The 14,142-nt window shown below is 61.5% G+C and carries 14 protein-coding genes; 7 read left to right on the top strand and 7 right to left on the bottom strand.

All coding sequences use genetic code 11. From position 1 onward, the window contains the following. Window positions 1-2: 2 nt before the first annotated feature. Window positions 3-1,406 carry a NorM family multidrug efflux MATE transporter gene (locus tag AACU78_RS08745; protein WP_106575840.1) on the bottom strand — a complete coding sequence of 468 codons (1,404 nt, stop codon included), beginning with the start codon at window positions 1,404-1,406 and terminating at the stop codon, window positions 3-5. A gap of 137 nt (window positions 1,407-1,543) precedes the next feature. Here AACU78_RS08745 and AACU78_RS08740 point away from each other — a divergent pair, with 137 nt between their 5' ends. Next, window positions 1,544-2,464 carry a LysR substrate-binding domain-containing protein gene (locus AACU78_RS08740; protein ID WP_106575839.1) on the top strand — a complete coding sequence of 307 codons (921 nt, stop codon included), beginning with the start codon at window positions 1,544-1,546 and terminating at the stop codon, window positions 2,462-2,464. 177 nt (window positions 2,465-2,641) lie between these two features. After that, window positions 2,642-4,618, top strand: coding sequence for a methyl-accepting chemotaxis protein (locus AACU78_RS08735; RefSeq protein ID WP_106575838.1), 1,977 nt, complete (start codon window positions 2,642-2,644; stop codon window positions 4,616-4,618). Window positions 4,619-4,621: 3 nt separating this feature from the next. Here the strand turns inward: AACU78_RS08735 and AACU78_RS08730 are convergent, their stop codons facing one another. After that, the gene (locus AACU78_RS08730; RefSeq protein WP_177410054.1) at window positions 4,622-5,536 is read right to left on the bottom strand and encodes an ABC transporter six-transmembrane domain-containing protein; all 915 of its coding nucleotides are present in this window, start codon (window positions 5,534-5,536) and stop codon (window positions 4,622-4,624) included. Window positions 5,537-5,649: 113 nt separating this feature from the next. Between AACU78_RS08730 and AACU78_RS08725 the strand changes: the two genes are divergently transcribed. Next, window positions 5,650-6,228 carry a TetR/AcrR family transcriptional regulator gene (locus tag AACU78_RS08725; RefSeq protein WP_106575836.1) on the top strand — a complete coding sequence of 193 codons (579 nt, stop codon included), beginning with the start codon at window positions 5,650-5,652 and terminating at the stop codon, window positions 6,226-6,228. A gap of 209 nt (window positions 6,229-6,437) precedes the next feature. Here AACU78_RS08725 and AACU78_RS08720 read toward each other — a convergent pair whose 3' ends face one another. Then, a complete protein-coding gene (locus AACU78_RS08720; protein ID WP_106575835.1) occupies window positions 6,438-7,934 on the bottom strand; it encodes a YifB family Mg chelatase-like AAA ATPase in 1,497 nt (498 codons plus the stop codon). Window positions 7,935-8,147: 213 nt separating this feature from the next. Further along, a complete protein-coding gene (locus AACU78_RS08715) occupies window positions 8,148-8,411 on the bottom strand; it encodes an accessory factor UbiK family protein (protein WP_058421153.1) in 264 nt (87 codons plus the stop codon). Between the two features lie 422 nt (window positions 8,412-8,833). Here AACU78_RS08715 and glnK point away from each other — a divergent pair, with 422 nt between their 5' ends. The 4 genes from glnK (at window position 8,834) to sutA (ending at window position 11,611) form a co-directional block, all read left to right on the top strand. Then, window positions 8,834-9,172, top strand: a complete 339-nt coding sequence (gene glnK, locus AACU78_RS08710) for a P-II family nitrogen regulator (protein WP_002555808.1) — start codon at window positions 8,834-8,836, stop codon at window positions 9,170-9,172. A 35-nt stretch (window positions 9,173-9,207) separates the two neighbouring features. Next, the gene (locus tag AACU78_RS08705; protein WP_017135897.1) at window positions 9,208-10,548 is read left to right on the top strand and encodes an ammonium transporter; all 1,341 of its coding nucleotides are present in this window, start codon (window positions 9,208-9,210) and stop codon (window positions 10,546-10,548) included. A gap of 208 nt (window positions 10,549-10,756) precedes the next feature. Continuing rightward, window positions 10,757-11,182 (top strand): secondary thiamine-phosphate synthase enzyme YjbQ, encoded by a 426-nt coding sequence (locus tag AACU78_RS08700; RefSeq protein ID WP_071485166.1) that lies wholly within the window; start codon window positions 10,757-10,759, stop codon window positions 11,180-11,182. A 102-nt stretch (window positions 11,183-11,284) separates the two neighbouring features. Further along, complete coding sequence (gene sutA, locus AACU78_RS08695) at window positions 11,285-11,611, top strand: transcriptional regulator SutA (RefSeq protein ID WP_106575834.1); 327 nt, start codon at window positions 11,285-11,287, stop codon at window positions 11,609-11,611. A gap of 207 nt (window positions 11,612-11,818) precedes the next feature. On the opposite strand, the gene AACU78_RS08690 is transcribed toward sutA, so the two are convergent. The 3 genes from AACU78_RS08690 to AACU78_RS08680 are packed head-to-tail and all read right to left on the bottom strand — an operon-like array spanning window position 11,819 to window position 14,129. After that, window positions 11,819-12,514 (bottom strand): HAD family hydrolase, encoded by a 696-nt coding sequence (locus tag AACU78_RS08690; RefSeq protein ID WP_106575833.1) that lies wholly within the window; start codon window positions 12,512-12,514, stop codon window positions 11,819-11,821. Further along, window positions 12,511-13,410, bottom strand: coding sequence for a tyrosine recombinase XerC (gene xerC, locus AACU78_RS08685; protein ID WP_106575832.1), 900 nt, complete (start codon window positions 13,408-13,410; stop codon window positions 12,511-12,513). Before xerC ends, AACU78_RS08690 begins: the two co-directional genes overlap by 4 nt. Before the next feature lie 2 nt (window positions 13,411-13,412). Continuing rightward, a complete protein-coding gene (locus AACU78_RS08680) occupies window positions 13,413-14,129 on the bottom strand; it encodes a DUF484 family protein (RefSeq protein ID WP_106575831.1) in 717 nt (238 codons plus the stop codon). Between the last annotated feature and the right edge of the window lie 13 nt (window positions 14,130-14,142).

Genomic DNA, 14,142 nt, shown 5'->3' with positions numbered 1-14,142 from the left:
CTCTAGTCGGGTTGCATGGCCTGAAACGCAGCACGAATTTCCGGCTCCCGCCTAATCATCCGCTTCATCTTCGCCTCAAACGCCCAGGTCAAACTGACGGCCGCGCAGGCCAGGCCCAACGCCAGGCCCCACCACACACCGGTCGGCCCCCAGCCGAGGGTGAACGCCATCAACCACGCCGCCGGCGCGCCGATCAGCCAGTAGCAACCCAAGCCCACCAGAAAGGTCGTCTTGGCGTCCTTCAACCCACGGATGCAGCCCATGGCGATGGTCTGCACACCGTCGAACAATTCGAACCAGGCCGCCACGGCCAGCAGGCTGACGGCCAGGACGATTACGTCATGGAAGGCCGGGTCGTTATGGTCGAGGAACAGCCCGATAAGCGCATCGGAAAACAGCCACAGCACTGCGGCAAATCCCAACATCACTGCCGCACCGAATCCGATGCCGACACGCCCGGCCATGCGCGCCTGCAGCAACTGTCCGGCGCCGTAATGCTGGCCGATGCGCATGGTGATCGCGTATGACATTCCCGCCGGCACCATGAACGCTACCGAGACGATTTGCAGGGCAATCTGATGCGCCGCCAGTTGCGTACTGCCCATGGTGCCCATGCACAGCGCCGCGAAGGCAAACAAGCCGACCTCCACCGCATAGGTGCCGCCAATCGGCAAGCCCAGGCGCCACAGCTCGCGCAGATACAGGGTGTTGAGGCGCAGCAGGCCTGAACTCAGCGGGTAGGCGGCGTAAGCCCGGTTACTGCGGATGTACCACATCAGCGCCAAAGCCATGCTGTTGGCGACAATCGCGGTGACCAGGCCAATACCCATCAATCCCAGTTTCGGCAGGCTGAACATGCCTTCTATCAAGGCGTGGTTGAGGAAGTAGTTGAGCACCGTACCGCCCAGGCTGATCACCATCACCGGCGTGGCTTTGCCGATAGCGCTGGTAAAGCCGCGCAAGGCCATGAAGCTCAGGTAGCCGGGCAGGGCGAACGGCAGGATGGTCAGAAATTGCCCCGCCGCGTGCACGTTGGTTTCGGTCTGGCCAAACATCAGCAATACGGGCTTGAGGTTCCACAGCAGCAAACCGGCGACCAACGCCATCAGCCAGGCGAGCCACAGCCCGGCCTGGGTCAGGCGGGTGGCGCCTTCGATGTCGCCCGCGCCTTGGCGAATGGCCACAAGCGTGCCGACTGCAGCAATCACGCCGATGCAGAAAATCGCCACAAACGAATAGCTCGCCGCGCCCAGGCCGCCACCGGCGAGGGCTTCGGGGCTCAGGCGGGCCATCATCAGGGTGTCGGTCAGCACCATCAACATGTGCGCCAACTGTGAGGCAATCAACGGACCCGACAGCCGCAGAATGGCCCAGAGTTCAGTACGCACCGGATGCTGCATGGTCATCACGCTCAAAAAGTCAGAGGGTTAGGCAAGGGTGGATTCTCGGCGCTCCTGAGGCATTACACAAAAGGATAAAAGCGATCGTTTGCATGATTAAAACTCATGGTAGGGTTTGGTCTTGCTCTGTCGGAAGTTTCCCTATGCCACGTCGTCTCCCTCCGTTGTACGCCTTGCGCGCATTTGAGGCCGCTTCACGGCACAACTCCTTTACCCGTGCGGCAGAGGAGCTGTCGATCACGCAAAGTGCCGTCAGCCGGCATATCCGCACACTCGAAGAGCATTTTGCCTGCCGCCTGTTCCAGCGCAGCGGCCGCAACCTGCAGCTCACCGAAGCGGCGCGCTTGCTGCTGCCCGGCGTGCGCGAGGGTTTTGCTGCGCTGGAGCGGGCCTGCCACACCCTGAATGCCGAAGACGACATCCTGCGCATGAAAGCGCCGTCGACACTGACCATGCGCTGGTTGCTGGCGCGGCTCAGCCGCTTCCGGGCGTTGCAGCCGGGCAACGAGGTGCAACTGACCAGTGCGTGGATGAGCGTGGACGAAGTGGACTTCAACCAGGAGCCGTTCGACTGCGCGGTGTTGCTGAGTTATGGGCATTTTCCGGCGGACTGGGAAGCCAGTTACCTGTTTCCCGAACTGCTGATCCCCGTGGGCGCCCCCAACCTGCTGGCAGACGGGCCGTGGGACGTAACGCGTCTGGCGTGCGCTGAGCTGCTGCACCCCACGCCCGACCGCCGCGACTGGCGCAATTGGCTGCAGCGCATGGGGCTTGCATCTCAGGTCTCGCTCAAGGGCGGGCAGGTGTTCGACACGCTTGAGCTGGGCATGATCGCCGCAGCACGGGGTTACGGGGTGTCGATGGGCGATTTGCTGATGGTCGCCGAAGACGTGGCCCAGGGAAGATTGAGCCTGCCGTGGCCGACCGCCGTGGCCAGTGGCGAAAATTACTACCTGGTGTGGCCGAAAACCCGCCCTGGTGGCGAGGGTTTAAGGCGCCTGGCGGAATTTCTTCAAGGTGAGGTCAAGGCCATGGAGTTGCCCCAAGTCGAGCGCCTTGACTGAAGCGTTACTGGCCTTTTGTGCAATCGTTTGCGCGATACCCCTGTGAATCGCTCAAGTATTCCCCGCGCCCGCCGAATAAGGTGTGTTGGAACTACCGTGCACCAACGTTTCCCACTAGATAATTTGCCGAGTAGCGCTATGAGATCAGGATGATCCTGGCCTCGGCCAGGAGCTGTCATGTCTCAACCTCGCGCTCGGATTGCCTCCCAGTTAGGCCTCGCATTAGCCGTGATACTGGCTGTCGTCATCAGCGGCAGTACGGTTTTCGCCTTGCGGTCGCTCGACTCCGCCAACCTCGACACCCGCGAGGAACACCTGGCCAGCGAAGCGCGTTTGCTCGCCGACCAACTCAATACCTTCCACAGCACCTTGCGCGAAAGTACCCAGCGTTTGAGCGGGCTGTTTGAAAAGCGCTTCGGTGCGGGGTTGAGTGTGCGCGGCGAGCAGCAGGTCGCAGTGGCGGGTGTACAAACCCCGAGCCTGTTCCTGGGCAACGACCTGTTGAACAACGATTTCGATGAGGTCGATGAATTCAAGGATACCTCCGGCGGCGTGGCCACCGTGTTTGTGCGCAGCGGCGAAGACTTTGTCCGCATCAGCACGTCCCTGACCAAACAAGACGGCAGTCGCGCCATCGGTACGGCGCTGGACCACCAGCATCCGGCGTATCAACGCCTGCTTGCCGGGCAAAGTTACGTCGGCCGCGCCGTGCTGTTCGACCGCTCCTACATGACCCAATACACACCGGTGCGCGATGCCGGCGGCAAAGTGATTGCGGTGCTGTTTGTCGGTTTCGACTACACCGATGCCCAGAACGCCCAGTTTGAAAACCTCAAGCGCTTCCGTATCGGCCAGACGGGTTCCCTTGCGCTGCTGGACGAACAGAAGCACTGGCTGGTGCCACCGGCCGGCGTGCAGGCACTGGACCAGGCGGTACCGGTGATGCTCGACCTGGCCAAAAAACCGGGCGAGGGGCGTTTCTGGAGTGACAAAAACGAGGATTTCTACAGCGTCTCGGTGCCGTTTGAAGGCGGCCCGTGGTCGGTGGTGGCGAGCATGCCGAAATCCGAAATTCGCGAAGTGACCTGGGCCGTTGGTATTCGCCTGGTGATTGGCAGCGTGTTGGCAATGTTGTTCGCGGTGGGCGCGGCGGTCTGGCTGTTGCGCAGCAAGTTGCAACCCTTGAGTGACCTCGTGCGTCAAGCCGAAGCCCTCGGCGCGGGTGACTTGAGTGCGCGCCTCAATGTGTCCAGTAATGACGAAATCGGCCAATTGGCGCGCAGCTTCAACCAGATGGGTGAAGCGCTGTCGACCATGGTCTCGCATATCCGCAAGGCCGCCGAAGAGGTCAACAGCCGTGCCCAGGCATTGTCCGGTTTGTCGGGTGGCGCCTATGAAGGCATGGAGCAGCAGTCCGGCGAAATCACCAGCATGGCCGGCGCGGTGGAAGAATTCAGTGCTACCTCGCTGAACATCGCCGACAACATGGGCAACACCGAGCGGTTGGCCCAGGAAAACGCCCAGCAAACGCGCATCGGCCGCACCTCGATGCAGGAGGCCTCGTCGTCGCTGGAACATATCGCCACCGCGCTGAACAGCACGGCCACGGTGATCAATACCTTGGGCCAGCGCTCCCAGGAAATCGGCGGGATCGTGGGTGTGATCACCTCGATTGCCGAACAGACCAACCTGCTGGCGCTCAACGCGGCCATCGAAGCCGCCCGCGCCGGTGAGCAAGGCCGTGGTTTTGCCGTGGTCGCCGACGAGGTGCGCAACCTGGCCTCGCGCACCCGCCAGGCTACTGATGAAATCTCCGGGATGATCCAGAGCATTCAGCAGGAAACCGGTAATGCCATCAGCACCATGGAACACGGCAATGCGTTGATGCAGGAAGGCCTGTCGCGCAACGCCGACGTGGCTTCAGCCCTGGCGCGTATCGACGAGCAAAGCCGCTCGGCCGGTCAGCAATTTGCGGCAATTACCACGGCAACCCAAGAGCAGAGCAGCACCGCGACCTTGCTCAGCAGCAACCTGCAAAGCATTGCGCTGGCCAACAGCGAGCAGCGTGAAGTGGTGTCGAACCTGGCCGTTACCGCCAAGGAGCTGGAAACCCTGGCGGCGGGTTTGCGGCATGAGGTTGATCGGTTTCGTTGAGGCTTAGCGCTCGCCCAGGCCCGGGTCCACGCGTTTGCCGATGTCTTTGAGGCGCGCCAGTTGATCGACCATGCCGGGCGCCTCGTCCAGGCTGCTGACGAAGGTCCACAGGTAGGTCATCACTGCGTACACGTGGCCGGCCTTCACCGCCGGCGACAACGCCAACTGGCTGATGGCGACCACAAACAGCAGGGCTGCCAGCGTACCGATAAACAGGAACGCGGCGGCCTCGCGGTCTGACAGCCAGATGCGCAGGCGCGACAGCACTTGATAGTGGCGCTGCAAGGTGTGCGCACCGACCTTTTCCACCAGGCCGATTTCCTTCTCCAGGCGGTCATTCAGGCGTTCATGCAACTGCTGATTGCGCCGCGCAAACCGTGGCAGCAAGGTGGTGCACAACAGCAATGCACTCAGGCACGCCAGGCCGATCCACGGCTCGATCACCAGCAACATCACCGCCGCGCCGACGATGGAAACCAGCGCCGTGGCGATGATCGGCACGTGTTTTTCGAAGAAATCCACAAAGTCCCGCGCCAATACCACCCGCGCCGCCGCACGTGAGGTGCTGTGATTTTGCAGGCGCTGGTTGAGAATCACCGGTACCGCGAGGTCGGCGTAGATCCGCGTGAAGGTGCGCGTGTCCAGCGCACGGCGTGCCGCCCCGACCACCCAGAATGCCAAAACCACCGCAGCGTAAAACAGCGCGCTGGCGGCATCGCCACGGATGATCGAATCCACCGCGAACCCGGCAAACAGCGGGTAGGCCAGCAGCAGCGCATTTTCCAACGCGACCAGCGAGAGTGTGCAAAAGAGCTTGCCGGGATATGCGCGGGCGATTGCCTTGAGCGTTTGGCTGGCGGACTGTTGGCCGATTTTCTTGCTTTCTTCAATCAGGATTTGTGGGGTGACGGATGACATGGGTGCACCAAAGGAGTGATAGACGCTATTATTGAGCGACTGCTCAAGTATCCTTGAGCGACCGCTCAAAAAGCAAGCGCCACTCATCTTCCGACGCCTGAGGGAAATGCCGAATGTCGCGTATCGACCGTAAAGACCAGATCATCGCCGCCGCCCTGGAGCTGTTTCGCAACAAAGGGTTTGCCGATGTGTCCACCCGCGACCTGGCCGAACATGCCGGCCTGTCGCGCAGCCACGTTTACCACTACTTCAGCGATTGGAATGAACTGCGCCGGGAAGCCTTTGTGCGCTTTGCCAATGAACAGTTGGAGCAAGTGCGTGCGCCGTTGGTGGGCGTGGCACCGCTTGAGGCGCTGGTGGGTTTCTTGCGCGACTGCCTGCCGTGCACGGCCGACGCGGGATGGGCGCTGTGGCTGGATGCCTGGGACGAAGCGATGCACGACCCGCAGATGGCCCAGGCGTACTTGGTGATCAACGCGCAGTGGCAGGGCATGCTTGCCGAGGTGATCGAGCGCGGCGTCGCTGCCAACGTTTTCCGCTGTGATGCGCCCCATCGTGCAGCCCGGCAGATCTTCGCCATGGCGATGGGGTACGCCGATGACCTGATGCTGAATCCTTCCACCGAGTCGGCAGAAGCGGTGCTGGATGAAGTCATGGAAGTGGCGAGACTGTTGCTGGATTTCACCGCTTAGGCCTCCGCGCCACTTTTGGCGGCCACCACATTCCTGCGTGGCGAGCGGGCGTGTCCCGCGTTGGAGTGCGAAGCGGTCCCAGTCCGGCTGCCATGTTTCAACTGTTAGACCGCGTCGCCAATTTCTGGGGCTGCTGCGCAGCCCAACGCGGGGCAAGCCCGCTCGCTACAAGAAGGCCGTTCACTGCTAGGGCTGATGCTGGCCTCAGGTTAACCGACCGCCGCAGGCCGATATTGCAATGCCTCGGCCAAGTGATGCCGAGCGATATTCTCAACCCGCTCAAGGTCTGCCAGCGTGCGCGCCACCTTGAGCAAGCGATGTGCCGCGCGCAGCGACAGCGTCAGCCGCTCGCAGGCGCTTTCCAGCCAGCCTTCATCGGCTTTCGCCAATTGGCAGTGTTTGCGTAACCCTGGCAAATCCAGAAAGGCATTGGCGCAACCCTGGCGCTTGAGTTGGCGCTCGCGGGCGTCGGCCACCTGTGCCGAGGCCTTCGCCGTGTTATCGCCAGGCGGCTGGGTCGGGTTTAGTGCTGTGGTTTCCCGGGCGACGGTAAGGTGCAAGTCGATCCGGTCCAGCAGGGGGCCGGAAAGTTTGTTGCGATAGCGCTGAATCTGCTCCGGCGTACACCGACAGCGCCCACTCGGTTCGCCCATATACCCGCAAGGGCAGGGGTTCATGGCCGCCACCAGTTGAAAGCGTGCCGGGAAACTCACTCGGTCGCGCGCACGGGAAATGACGATGTGTCCCGATTCAAGCGGTTCGCGCAGCACCTCCAGGACCTTGCGATCAAACTCCGGCAACTCATCCAGAAACAATACGCCGTGGTGGGCGAGGGTGATTTCCCCCGGTTGCGGTTTTGACCCGCCGCCCACCAGCGCCGGCCCCGAGGCCGAGTGGTGTGGCTGACGGAACGGCCGGTGCGGCCAATGGCTCAGTGGTGCGAGGCTGACCACCGACTGGATCGCCGCCACTTCCAGCGCTTCCTGCTCGCTCAACGGTGGCAGCAACCCCGGCAGCCGGCTGGCCAGCAAGGTCTTGCCGGTGCCGGGCGGCCCGCTGAACAGCAGGTTATGCGCGCCCGCTGCAGCGATCAGCAGCGCGCGCTTGGCCGCCAGTTGGCCTTGTACTTCGCTCAGGTCTGGATAGGGCTTGTTCAAGTACTGCAAGCCATCGGACTTATAGGGCTCGATCGGCACCTGCCCATTCAGGTGCGCCACCACTTGCAGCAAGTGATCCACCGCAATCACCTTCAACCCAGAGGCCAGGCACGCCTCCTCGGCATTCGCCCGCGGCACTATCACGGTGCGTCCGGCCTTGCGGGCTGCCAGCGCTGCCGGCAACACGCCTTTGACTGCGCGTACTTCGCCGGACAGTGCCAATTCGCCCAGGCATTCCACGTCATCCAGCATCAACGACGGCACCTGCAGGCTTGCAGCCAGGATGCCCAAGGCAATCGCCAAGTCAAAACGCCCGCCGTCCTTGGGCAGGTCGGCGGGCGCGAGGTTGAGGGTGATGCGCCGGGCTGGGTATTGCAGCGCGCAGTTCAGGATGGCGCTGCGCACGCGGTCCTTGCTTTCCTTGACGGCGGTTTCCGGCAGACCCACCAGTGTCAGGGATGGCAGACCATTGGCCATGTGCACTTCAACCGTGACGGCAGGGGCTTCGACGCCAATCTGGGCGCGGCTGTGGACGATGGCGAGGGACATGCTCGTTCCTTGAGTGGAGGGCCGCTTCCTGCGGGTTTTTCAAGGGTAGACGAGGTGGCGAAGAGCGAGGCGGGGAAGGTTTTACAGAACGTATCCAGAGCGCAACGTAGAGCAAATGTGGGAGCTGGCTTGCCTGCGATGGCATCGACTCGGTGTAACTGATACACCGAGGCGCCCGCATCGCAGGCAAGCCAGCTCCCACACTGAGCGTGTTTATTCAGCAGCAGGTGGCGTCAGCCGCGCTTCCAACTCCGCGACTTTCGCCTCGAGGCTCTCCAGCCGTGCACGCGTGCGGGCCAGCACCACCATTTGGCTGTCAAATTCTTCACGGCTCACCAGGTCGAGCTTGCTGAAGCCGCTTTGCAGCAGCGCCTTGAACTGGCTTTCGATTTCGTTGCGAGGCAGCGGGGTTTCGCCGCTGAACAGGCGAGAGGCGTGGCCGCTCAGGGCGTCGAGGAGATCTTTGGGCGCGAGCATGGGAAACATTCCGGAAAAACGGTTGGCGGGCAGTGTATCACGCAGCGTCTATAGTCTTTTTCACCGCCTGGAGCGCACGCTTTTCGCGCAGTGCTCCAGGCGGCCGCGCACTGTTTTTGTGCGCATTGGCGTCGCCAAAACGCCCCGCAGGTGGGCATAAGTGGGCAAAGGACTGATTTCAGTGATTTTTACGGAGCTGGCAAGCTTTCTGCTTAGACGATCATGACCCATGCACTGACGCAGTCGCTGTGACGAATGCAGTGCGCCGACGGATCAGGGGTACAGGTTTCGTCACAGTGGTTCGCTGGCGTCGCAACGGTAAATGCCGAGGCGACGACGCGTTACAAAGCCAGGCACTGCGCTTAGACTTGAGACGGGTTTGTTTTCCTGGGGCAAGTCCACCAATTCGGGAGAGAGTTTTCATGAAGCTAGTCACTGCCATCATCAAGCCGTTCAAGTTGGACGATGTACGCGAGTCGCTGTCCGAGATCGGCGTGCAGGGCATTACCGTTACTGAGGTCAAAGGCTTCGGTCGGCAGAAGGGTCACACCGAGCTGTATCGCGGCGCGGAATACGTGGTCGATTTTCTGCCAAAGGTGAAGATTGATGTCGCCATTGACGACAAGGATCTTGACCGGGTTATCGAGGCGATAACCAAGGCGGCCAACACCGGCAAGATCGGTGACGGCAAGATCTTCGTGGTCAATCTGGAACAGGCTATTCGCATCCGTACCGGCGAAACCGATACCGACGCAATCTAAGCCGCCAAACCCCCAACGCCCCAGGAGAAAACAATATGACTCTGCGTAAATTCGCAGGGCTAGGAGCCCTGTTGTCCCTCGTAATGCCGGCCCTGGCATTGGCGGCGGACCCAGCCCCCGCTCCAGTCCTCAATTCCGGCGACACGGCGTGGATGCTCACATCCACCGCGCTGGTGCTGTTCATGACCATTCCAGGCCTGGCGCTGTTCTATGGCGGCATGGTTCGCTCCAAAAACATTCTTTCCGTGATGATGCAGTGCTTCGCCATCACCGGCTTGATCACCATTTTGTGGTTCGTTTACGGCTACAGCATGGCGTTCGACACTACCGGTATGGAAGCAGGCGTCGTCAACCTCAACTCGTTCGTGGGCGGCCTGTCCAAACTGTTCCTGTCGGGTGTCACCCCGGCGAGCATCACCGGCCCTGCGGCGCTGTTCCCTGAGGCGGTGTTCGTCACTTTCCAGATGACGTTCGCCATCATTACGCCTGCGCTGATCGTCGGTGCCTTCGCCGAGCGTATGAAGTTCTCCGCGATGCTGATCTTCATGGGCGTCTGGTTCACCCTGGTCTACGCACCGATTGCGCACATGGTGTGGGGCGGTCCGGGTTCGTTGCTGGGCGATTGGGGCGTGCTGGACTTCGCCGGCGGCACCGTGGTGCACATCAACGCCGGTGTGGCTGGCCTGGTGGCGTGCCTGGTACTCGGCAAGCGTAAAGGCTTCCCAACCACGCCGATGGCGCCTCACAACCTGGGTTACACCCTGGTCGGTGCTGCCATGCTGTGGGTCGGTTGGTTTGGCTTCAACGCCGGTTCTGCGGCTGCGGCCAACGGCACTGCCGGTATGGCGATGCTGGTCACTCAGATTGCGACCGCTGCTGCCGCGCTGGGCTGGATGTTTGCCGAGTGGGTCACTCACGGTAAGCCAAGCGCACTGGGCATCGCCTCGGGTGTGGTGGCAGGTTTGGTTGCAATCACCCCGGCTGCGGGCACCGTGGGCCCAATGGGCGCCCTGGTGATTGGTCTGGCGGCGGGCGTGGTGTGCTTCTTCTGCGCCACTACCCTGAAACGCAAACTGGGCTACGACGACTCCCTGGACGCCTTCGGCGTGCACGGTATCGGCGGTATCCTCGGCGCGATCCTCACCGGCGTGTTCGCGGCTCCGTCTCTGGGCGGCTTCAACGCGGCGACCACTGACATCGCAGCGCAAGTCTGGATCCAGTGCAAAGGCGTCGGCTTCACCGTGATCTACACGGCTATCGTGACCTTCATCATCCTCAAGGTGCTGGACATGGTCATGGGCCTGCGGGTTACCGACGAAGAAGAGGCCGTGGGCCTCGATCTGGCACAACACAACGAGCGCGGCTACAACTTGTAAGTACGCGAAAAAAAGATGCCCGGCTTGCCGGGCATTTTTTTGTCTGGGGTTTGTCTGTGGCTAAAGGTGTACGGGTTTATGCCGACTTTGTGATGGGAACCACACGGCACTTTTAAGGGTGTGAATGTCTTACAGGCATGTAGGTGTATTCGGTACTTTGTTTTTTTCCAGAGCGCGCTAGAATGCGCGCCGATAGGCGGAGAACTGTATGTGGCAACAGACCCTGATAACCCTGCGGGCCAAGCCCCGGGGCTTTCACTTGGTGACGGATGAGTTGCTCGCCGGCCTGCCTGAATTGAAGGCGTGCCGTGTGGGCCTGTTGCATTTGTGGTTGCAGCACACCTCGGCTTCGTTGACGGTCAACGAAAATGCCGACCCGGCGGTTCGCCGTGACTTCGAGCGTTTTTTCAACTCGCTGGTGCCGCAAGGGCGTGCAGGGTTCGAACACAACGACGAAGGTCCGGATGATCTGCCGGCGCACTTCAAGGCCAGTCTCCTGGGCTGCCAGCTGAGTTTGCCGGTCAAGGCCGGCCGCTTGGCGATGGGGACCTGGCAAGGTGTTTATCTGGGCGAGCACCGTGATCATGGCGGTGCTCGTAAAGTCCTCGCCACCTTGCACGGTGATGGGGCATAAGCCACTGGTAATCCGGTGGATGTTGATTTTTTTCCGGCGACCTCGACAGAGGGTGAAGCTGGGCTATAACTAATCTGCTTTTCGCAAGTCATGAGGTAGAACATGAGCGACGATGATCTGGAAAACGACGAACTCGAAGTCGGTGACGACGACGAGGCCGAAGAAGGTCTTGAGGCGGCAGCTGAGGACGTTGCTGACGACGACGGTGGCGACGATGCACCTGTCCCGGCAGCCAAAGGCAAAGCCAAGGCCGCTGTTTCGGTAGATGAACTGCCAAGCGTTGAAGCCAAGAACAAAGAGCGCGATGCGCTGGCCCGTGCGATGGAAGAATTCCTCGCCAAAGGCGGCAAAGTGCAGGAAGTCGAGGCCAACGTGGTAGCAGATCCTCCGAAGAAGCCGGATAACAAGTACGGTAGCCGTCCTATCTGAGGTCAGCCGCTCGCTTGCATGAAAAAGCCCGCCGTCGCTGCGGGCTTTTTCATGGATGTAATAAATCCTACGGGTCGCCACCCATCAAATGTGGGAGCGGGCGTGCTCGCGAAAGCGCTCTGTCAGTTACTGATGTGCTGACTGATACACCGCCTTCGCGAGCAAGCCCGCTCCCACATTTTGGTTTTTAGTGTTACCGCGATAGCGTTACTGCCAACTGCGAAGCAACGGCGGCAGTTCTTTCAAGCTGCGAATTTCCGCATCCGGGCGTTTATCCGCTTCCCATGCTTTGCCCGCCGGGTTGAACCACACCGCCCGCAGCCCCGCCTGCTGCGCCCCGGCGATGTCATCGCCGGGGTGATCGCCAATATGCACGGCCTGACTGGCGTCCACGCCGGCGCGTTGCAGCGCTTCCTGAAACAGTCGCGCATCCGGCTTGGCGATGCCGATATCTTCGGCGCGCAGCGCAAAGTGGAAATAATCTGCCAGGCCCACGCGCTGCACGTCGGCGTTGCCGTTGGTGATCACGCCCAGGAGGAAATGCTGGCGCAATGCTTGAAGCATCGGCTCGGCTTCGGGAAATGGCGTGAGCTGGTGCCGGGCATGAATGAACGCCTCATAGCACACGTCTGCCATTTGCGTGGCCTCGGGCTGTGGATAACCCGCCTCTTCAAACGCGTGCATCAGCACGCGGTGGCGCAGGAGGCTGATGCGGTACTTGAGTTCGGGATGGCGCTCCAGCACCTGCTGGCGAAGGCCGGCGAAATGCTCAAGAGGCAAATCGCCGACCTTGGAGGCATGGGTCGCCAGCCATTCGCGCATCGACGCTTCGGCGCCGATGATGACGGGTACGTTGTCCCAGAGTGTGTCGTCCAGGTCGAAGGTGATCAGCTTGATACTCATGAGTCGCCGCCCTTGATGCGTTTGGCCCGTGGATGGGCGCTGTCGTACACCGTAGCCAGGTGCTGGAAGTCGAGGTGGGTGTAGATCTGCGTGGTCTTGATGTCGGCGTGGCCGAGCAGCTCCTGCACCGCGCGCAGGTCCTGGGACGATTCCAGCAGATGGCTGGCAAAAGAATGTCGCAGCATGTGCGGGTGCAGGTTCTGCCCCAGCTCGCGTTCACCGGCGAGCTTGACCCGCACCTGGATCGCCCGTGGCCCCAGGCGTCGACCTTGCTGGCTGACAAACACCGCGTCGTCCGCGGGGTTGGTCAACAGACGCAGCGGCAACCATAGCTGCAAGGCTTCCCGAGCCTTGCGGCCGACCGGCAGCACGCGGGTCTTGCTGCCTTTGCCGAGCACTTGCACCAGGCCGTCCGCCAGGTCCAGTTGATCGAGGTTCAGGCCGGTCAGCTCTGACAAACGCAGGCCCGAGGAATAGAACAGCTCAAGGATGGCCTGGTCGCGGTGGGCGAGGAAGTCGTCTTCGACGGCACCGTCCAGCAATTGCAGGGCACGATCAGTGTCGAGGGTCTTGGGCAGGCGCCGTTCGCCCTTGGGCGGGGCCAGGCCATTGGCCGGGTCGTGATCGCACAGGCCTTCACGGTTGAGGTAGTGATACAGGCCGCGCACTGCCGAAAGCAGGCGCGACAGGCTGCGTGAAGACTGGCCTTGCTGGTGCAGACGCGCGATGAGGCTGCGCAGGCTCTGGATATCCAGGGCTTTCCAGCTGGCGATCTGTTGTTTTTTGCAGTACGCCAGAACCTTGTTCAAGTCCCGTCGATAGGCTTCCAGGGTATGGGGCGACACCTGGCGCTCGTTGCGCAGGTGAGCGCAATAAGCGTCCAGTTGCCGTTCCATGACTAGCGCACCGCGCGCAGGGCGGTGGTGAAGCGCGGCAGTACCCGGCCCAGCACTTCAGCGATGTAGGTCAAAAACAGCGTGCCTACAGAGCTTTTGTAATGCTGCGGGTCACGGCTGGCGATCGCCAGTACGCCGTGCAGGCCTTGATGGCTGAGGGCGACCACGGCGGTGGAGCCGATCTGTTTGCGCTGTTCGGCGCCAAACAGAAAATCCAGCTCATGCTCACGCAAGGTGCCGCTGATGGTCTTGCCTTCAGAGAGCAAGCCGCCAATCGCGGTTTGCGCTTCACCACCGCTGACCCAGCGACCCACCGGCATCGGGTTGTCGCTGAACAGGATCAGGCTCACAAACGGCACCTGGAAGTCCTGGCGCAGGCTGTCTTCCACGGCAATCACCGTTTCTTCCAGGCTGGTGGCGTCCATCAGGGTGAGAATCAGGCGACGGGTCTTGTCGAAAAGGCGGTCGTTGTCGCGGGCCACGTCCATCAACTGCGAGAGCCGATGGCGCATTTCGATATTGCGCTCGCGCAGGATCTTCATCTGCCGCTCTACCAGCGACACGGTATCGCCGCGCTGGTGGGGGATGCGCAGGGCGGGCAACAGCTCTTCGTGTTCGACGAAGAAGTCCGGATTAGCCTCAAGGTACGCCGCGACAGCAGCGGCCTCCAGACTTTCGCTCGGGGATGCTTGGGCGGGTACTTGAGGCGTGTCGGTCATTAGCTTTGCTCAC

This window comes from Pseudomonas sp. R9.37 (genome assembly GCF_963878885.1).
Classification (GTDB): Bacteria; Pseudomonadota; Gammaproteobacteria; order Pseudomonadales; family Pseudomonadaceae; genus Aquipseudomonas.
This window is presented reverse-complemented; position numbering and strand designations above follow the sequence as displayed.

Coding starts and splice junctions, on each gene's coding strand:
- AACU78_RS08745 (WP_106575840.1), bottom strand. CDS start 1,406: ATGACCATGCAGCATCCGGTGCGTACTGAACTCTGGGCCATTCTGCGG.
- AACU78_RS08740 (WP_106575839.1), top strand. CDS start 1,544: ATGCCACGTCGTCTCCCTCCGTTGTACGCCTTGCGCGCATTTGAGGCC.
- AACU78_RS08735 (WP_106575838.1), top strand. CDS start 2,642: ATGTCTCAACCTCGCGCTCGGATTGCCTCCCAGTTAGGCCTCGCATTA.
- AACU78_RS08730 (WP_177410054.1), bottom strand. CDS start 5,536: ATGTCATCCGTCACCCCACAAATCCTGATTGAAGAAAGCAAGAAAATC.
- AACU78_RS08725 (WP_106575836.1), top strand. CDS start 5,650: ATGTCGCGTATCGACCGTAAAGACCAGATCATCGCCGCCGCCCTGGAG.
- AACU78_RS08720 (WP_106575835.1), bottom strand. CDS start 7,934: ATGTCCCTCGCCATCGTCCACAGCCGCGCCCAGATTGGCGTCGAAGCC.
- AACU78_RS08715 (WP_058421153.1), bottom strand. CDS start 8,411: ATGCTCGCGCCCAAAGATCTCCTCGACGCCCTGAGCGGCCACGCCTCT.
- glnK (WP_002555808.1), top strand. CDS start 8,834: ATGAAGCTAGTCACTGCCATCATCAAGCCGTTCAAGTTGGACGATGTA.
- AACU78_RS08705 (WP_017135897.1), top strand. CDS start 9,208: ATGACTCTGCGTAAATTCGCAGGGCTAGGAGCCCTGTTGTCCCTCGTA.
- AACU78_RS08700 (WP_071485166.1), top strand. CDS start 10,757: ATGTGGCAACAGACCCTGATAACCCTGCGGGCCAAGCCCCGGGGCTTT.
- sutA (WP_106575834.1), top strand. CDS start 11,285: ATGAGCGACGATGATCTGGAAAACGACGAACTCGAAGTCGGTGACGAC.
- AACU78_RS08690 (WP_106575833.1), bottom strand. CDS start 12,514: ATGAGTATCAAGCTGATCACCTTCGACCTGGACGACACACTCTGGGAC.
- xerC (WP_106575832.1), bottom strand. CDS start 13,410: ATGGAACGGCAACTGGACGCTTATTGCGCTCACCTGCGCAACGAGCGC.
- AACU78_RS08680 (WP_106575831.1), bottom strand. CDS start 14,129: ATGACCGACACGCCTCAAGTACCCGCCCAAGCATCCCCGAGCGAAAGT.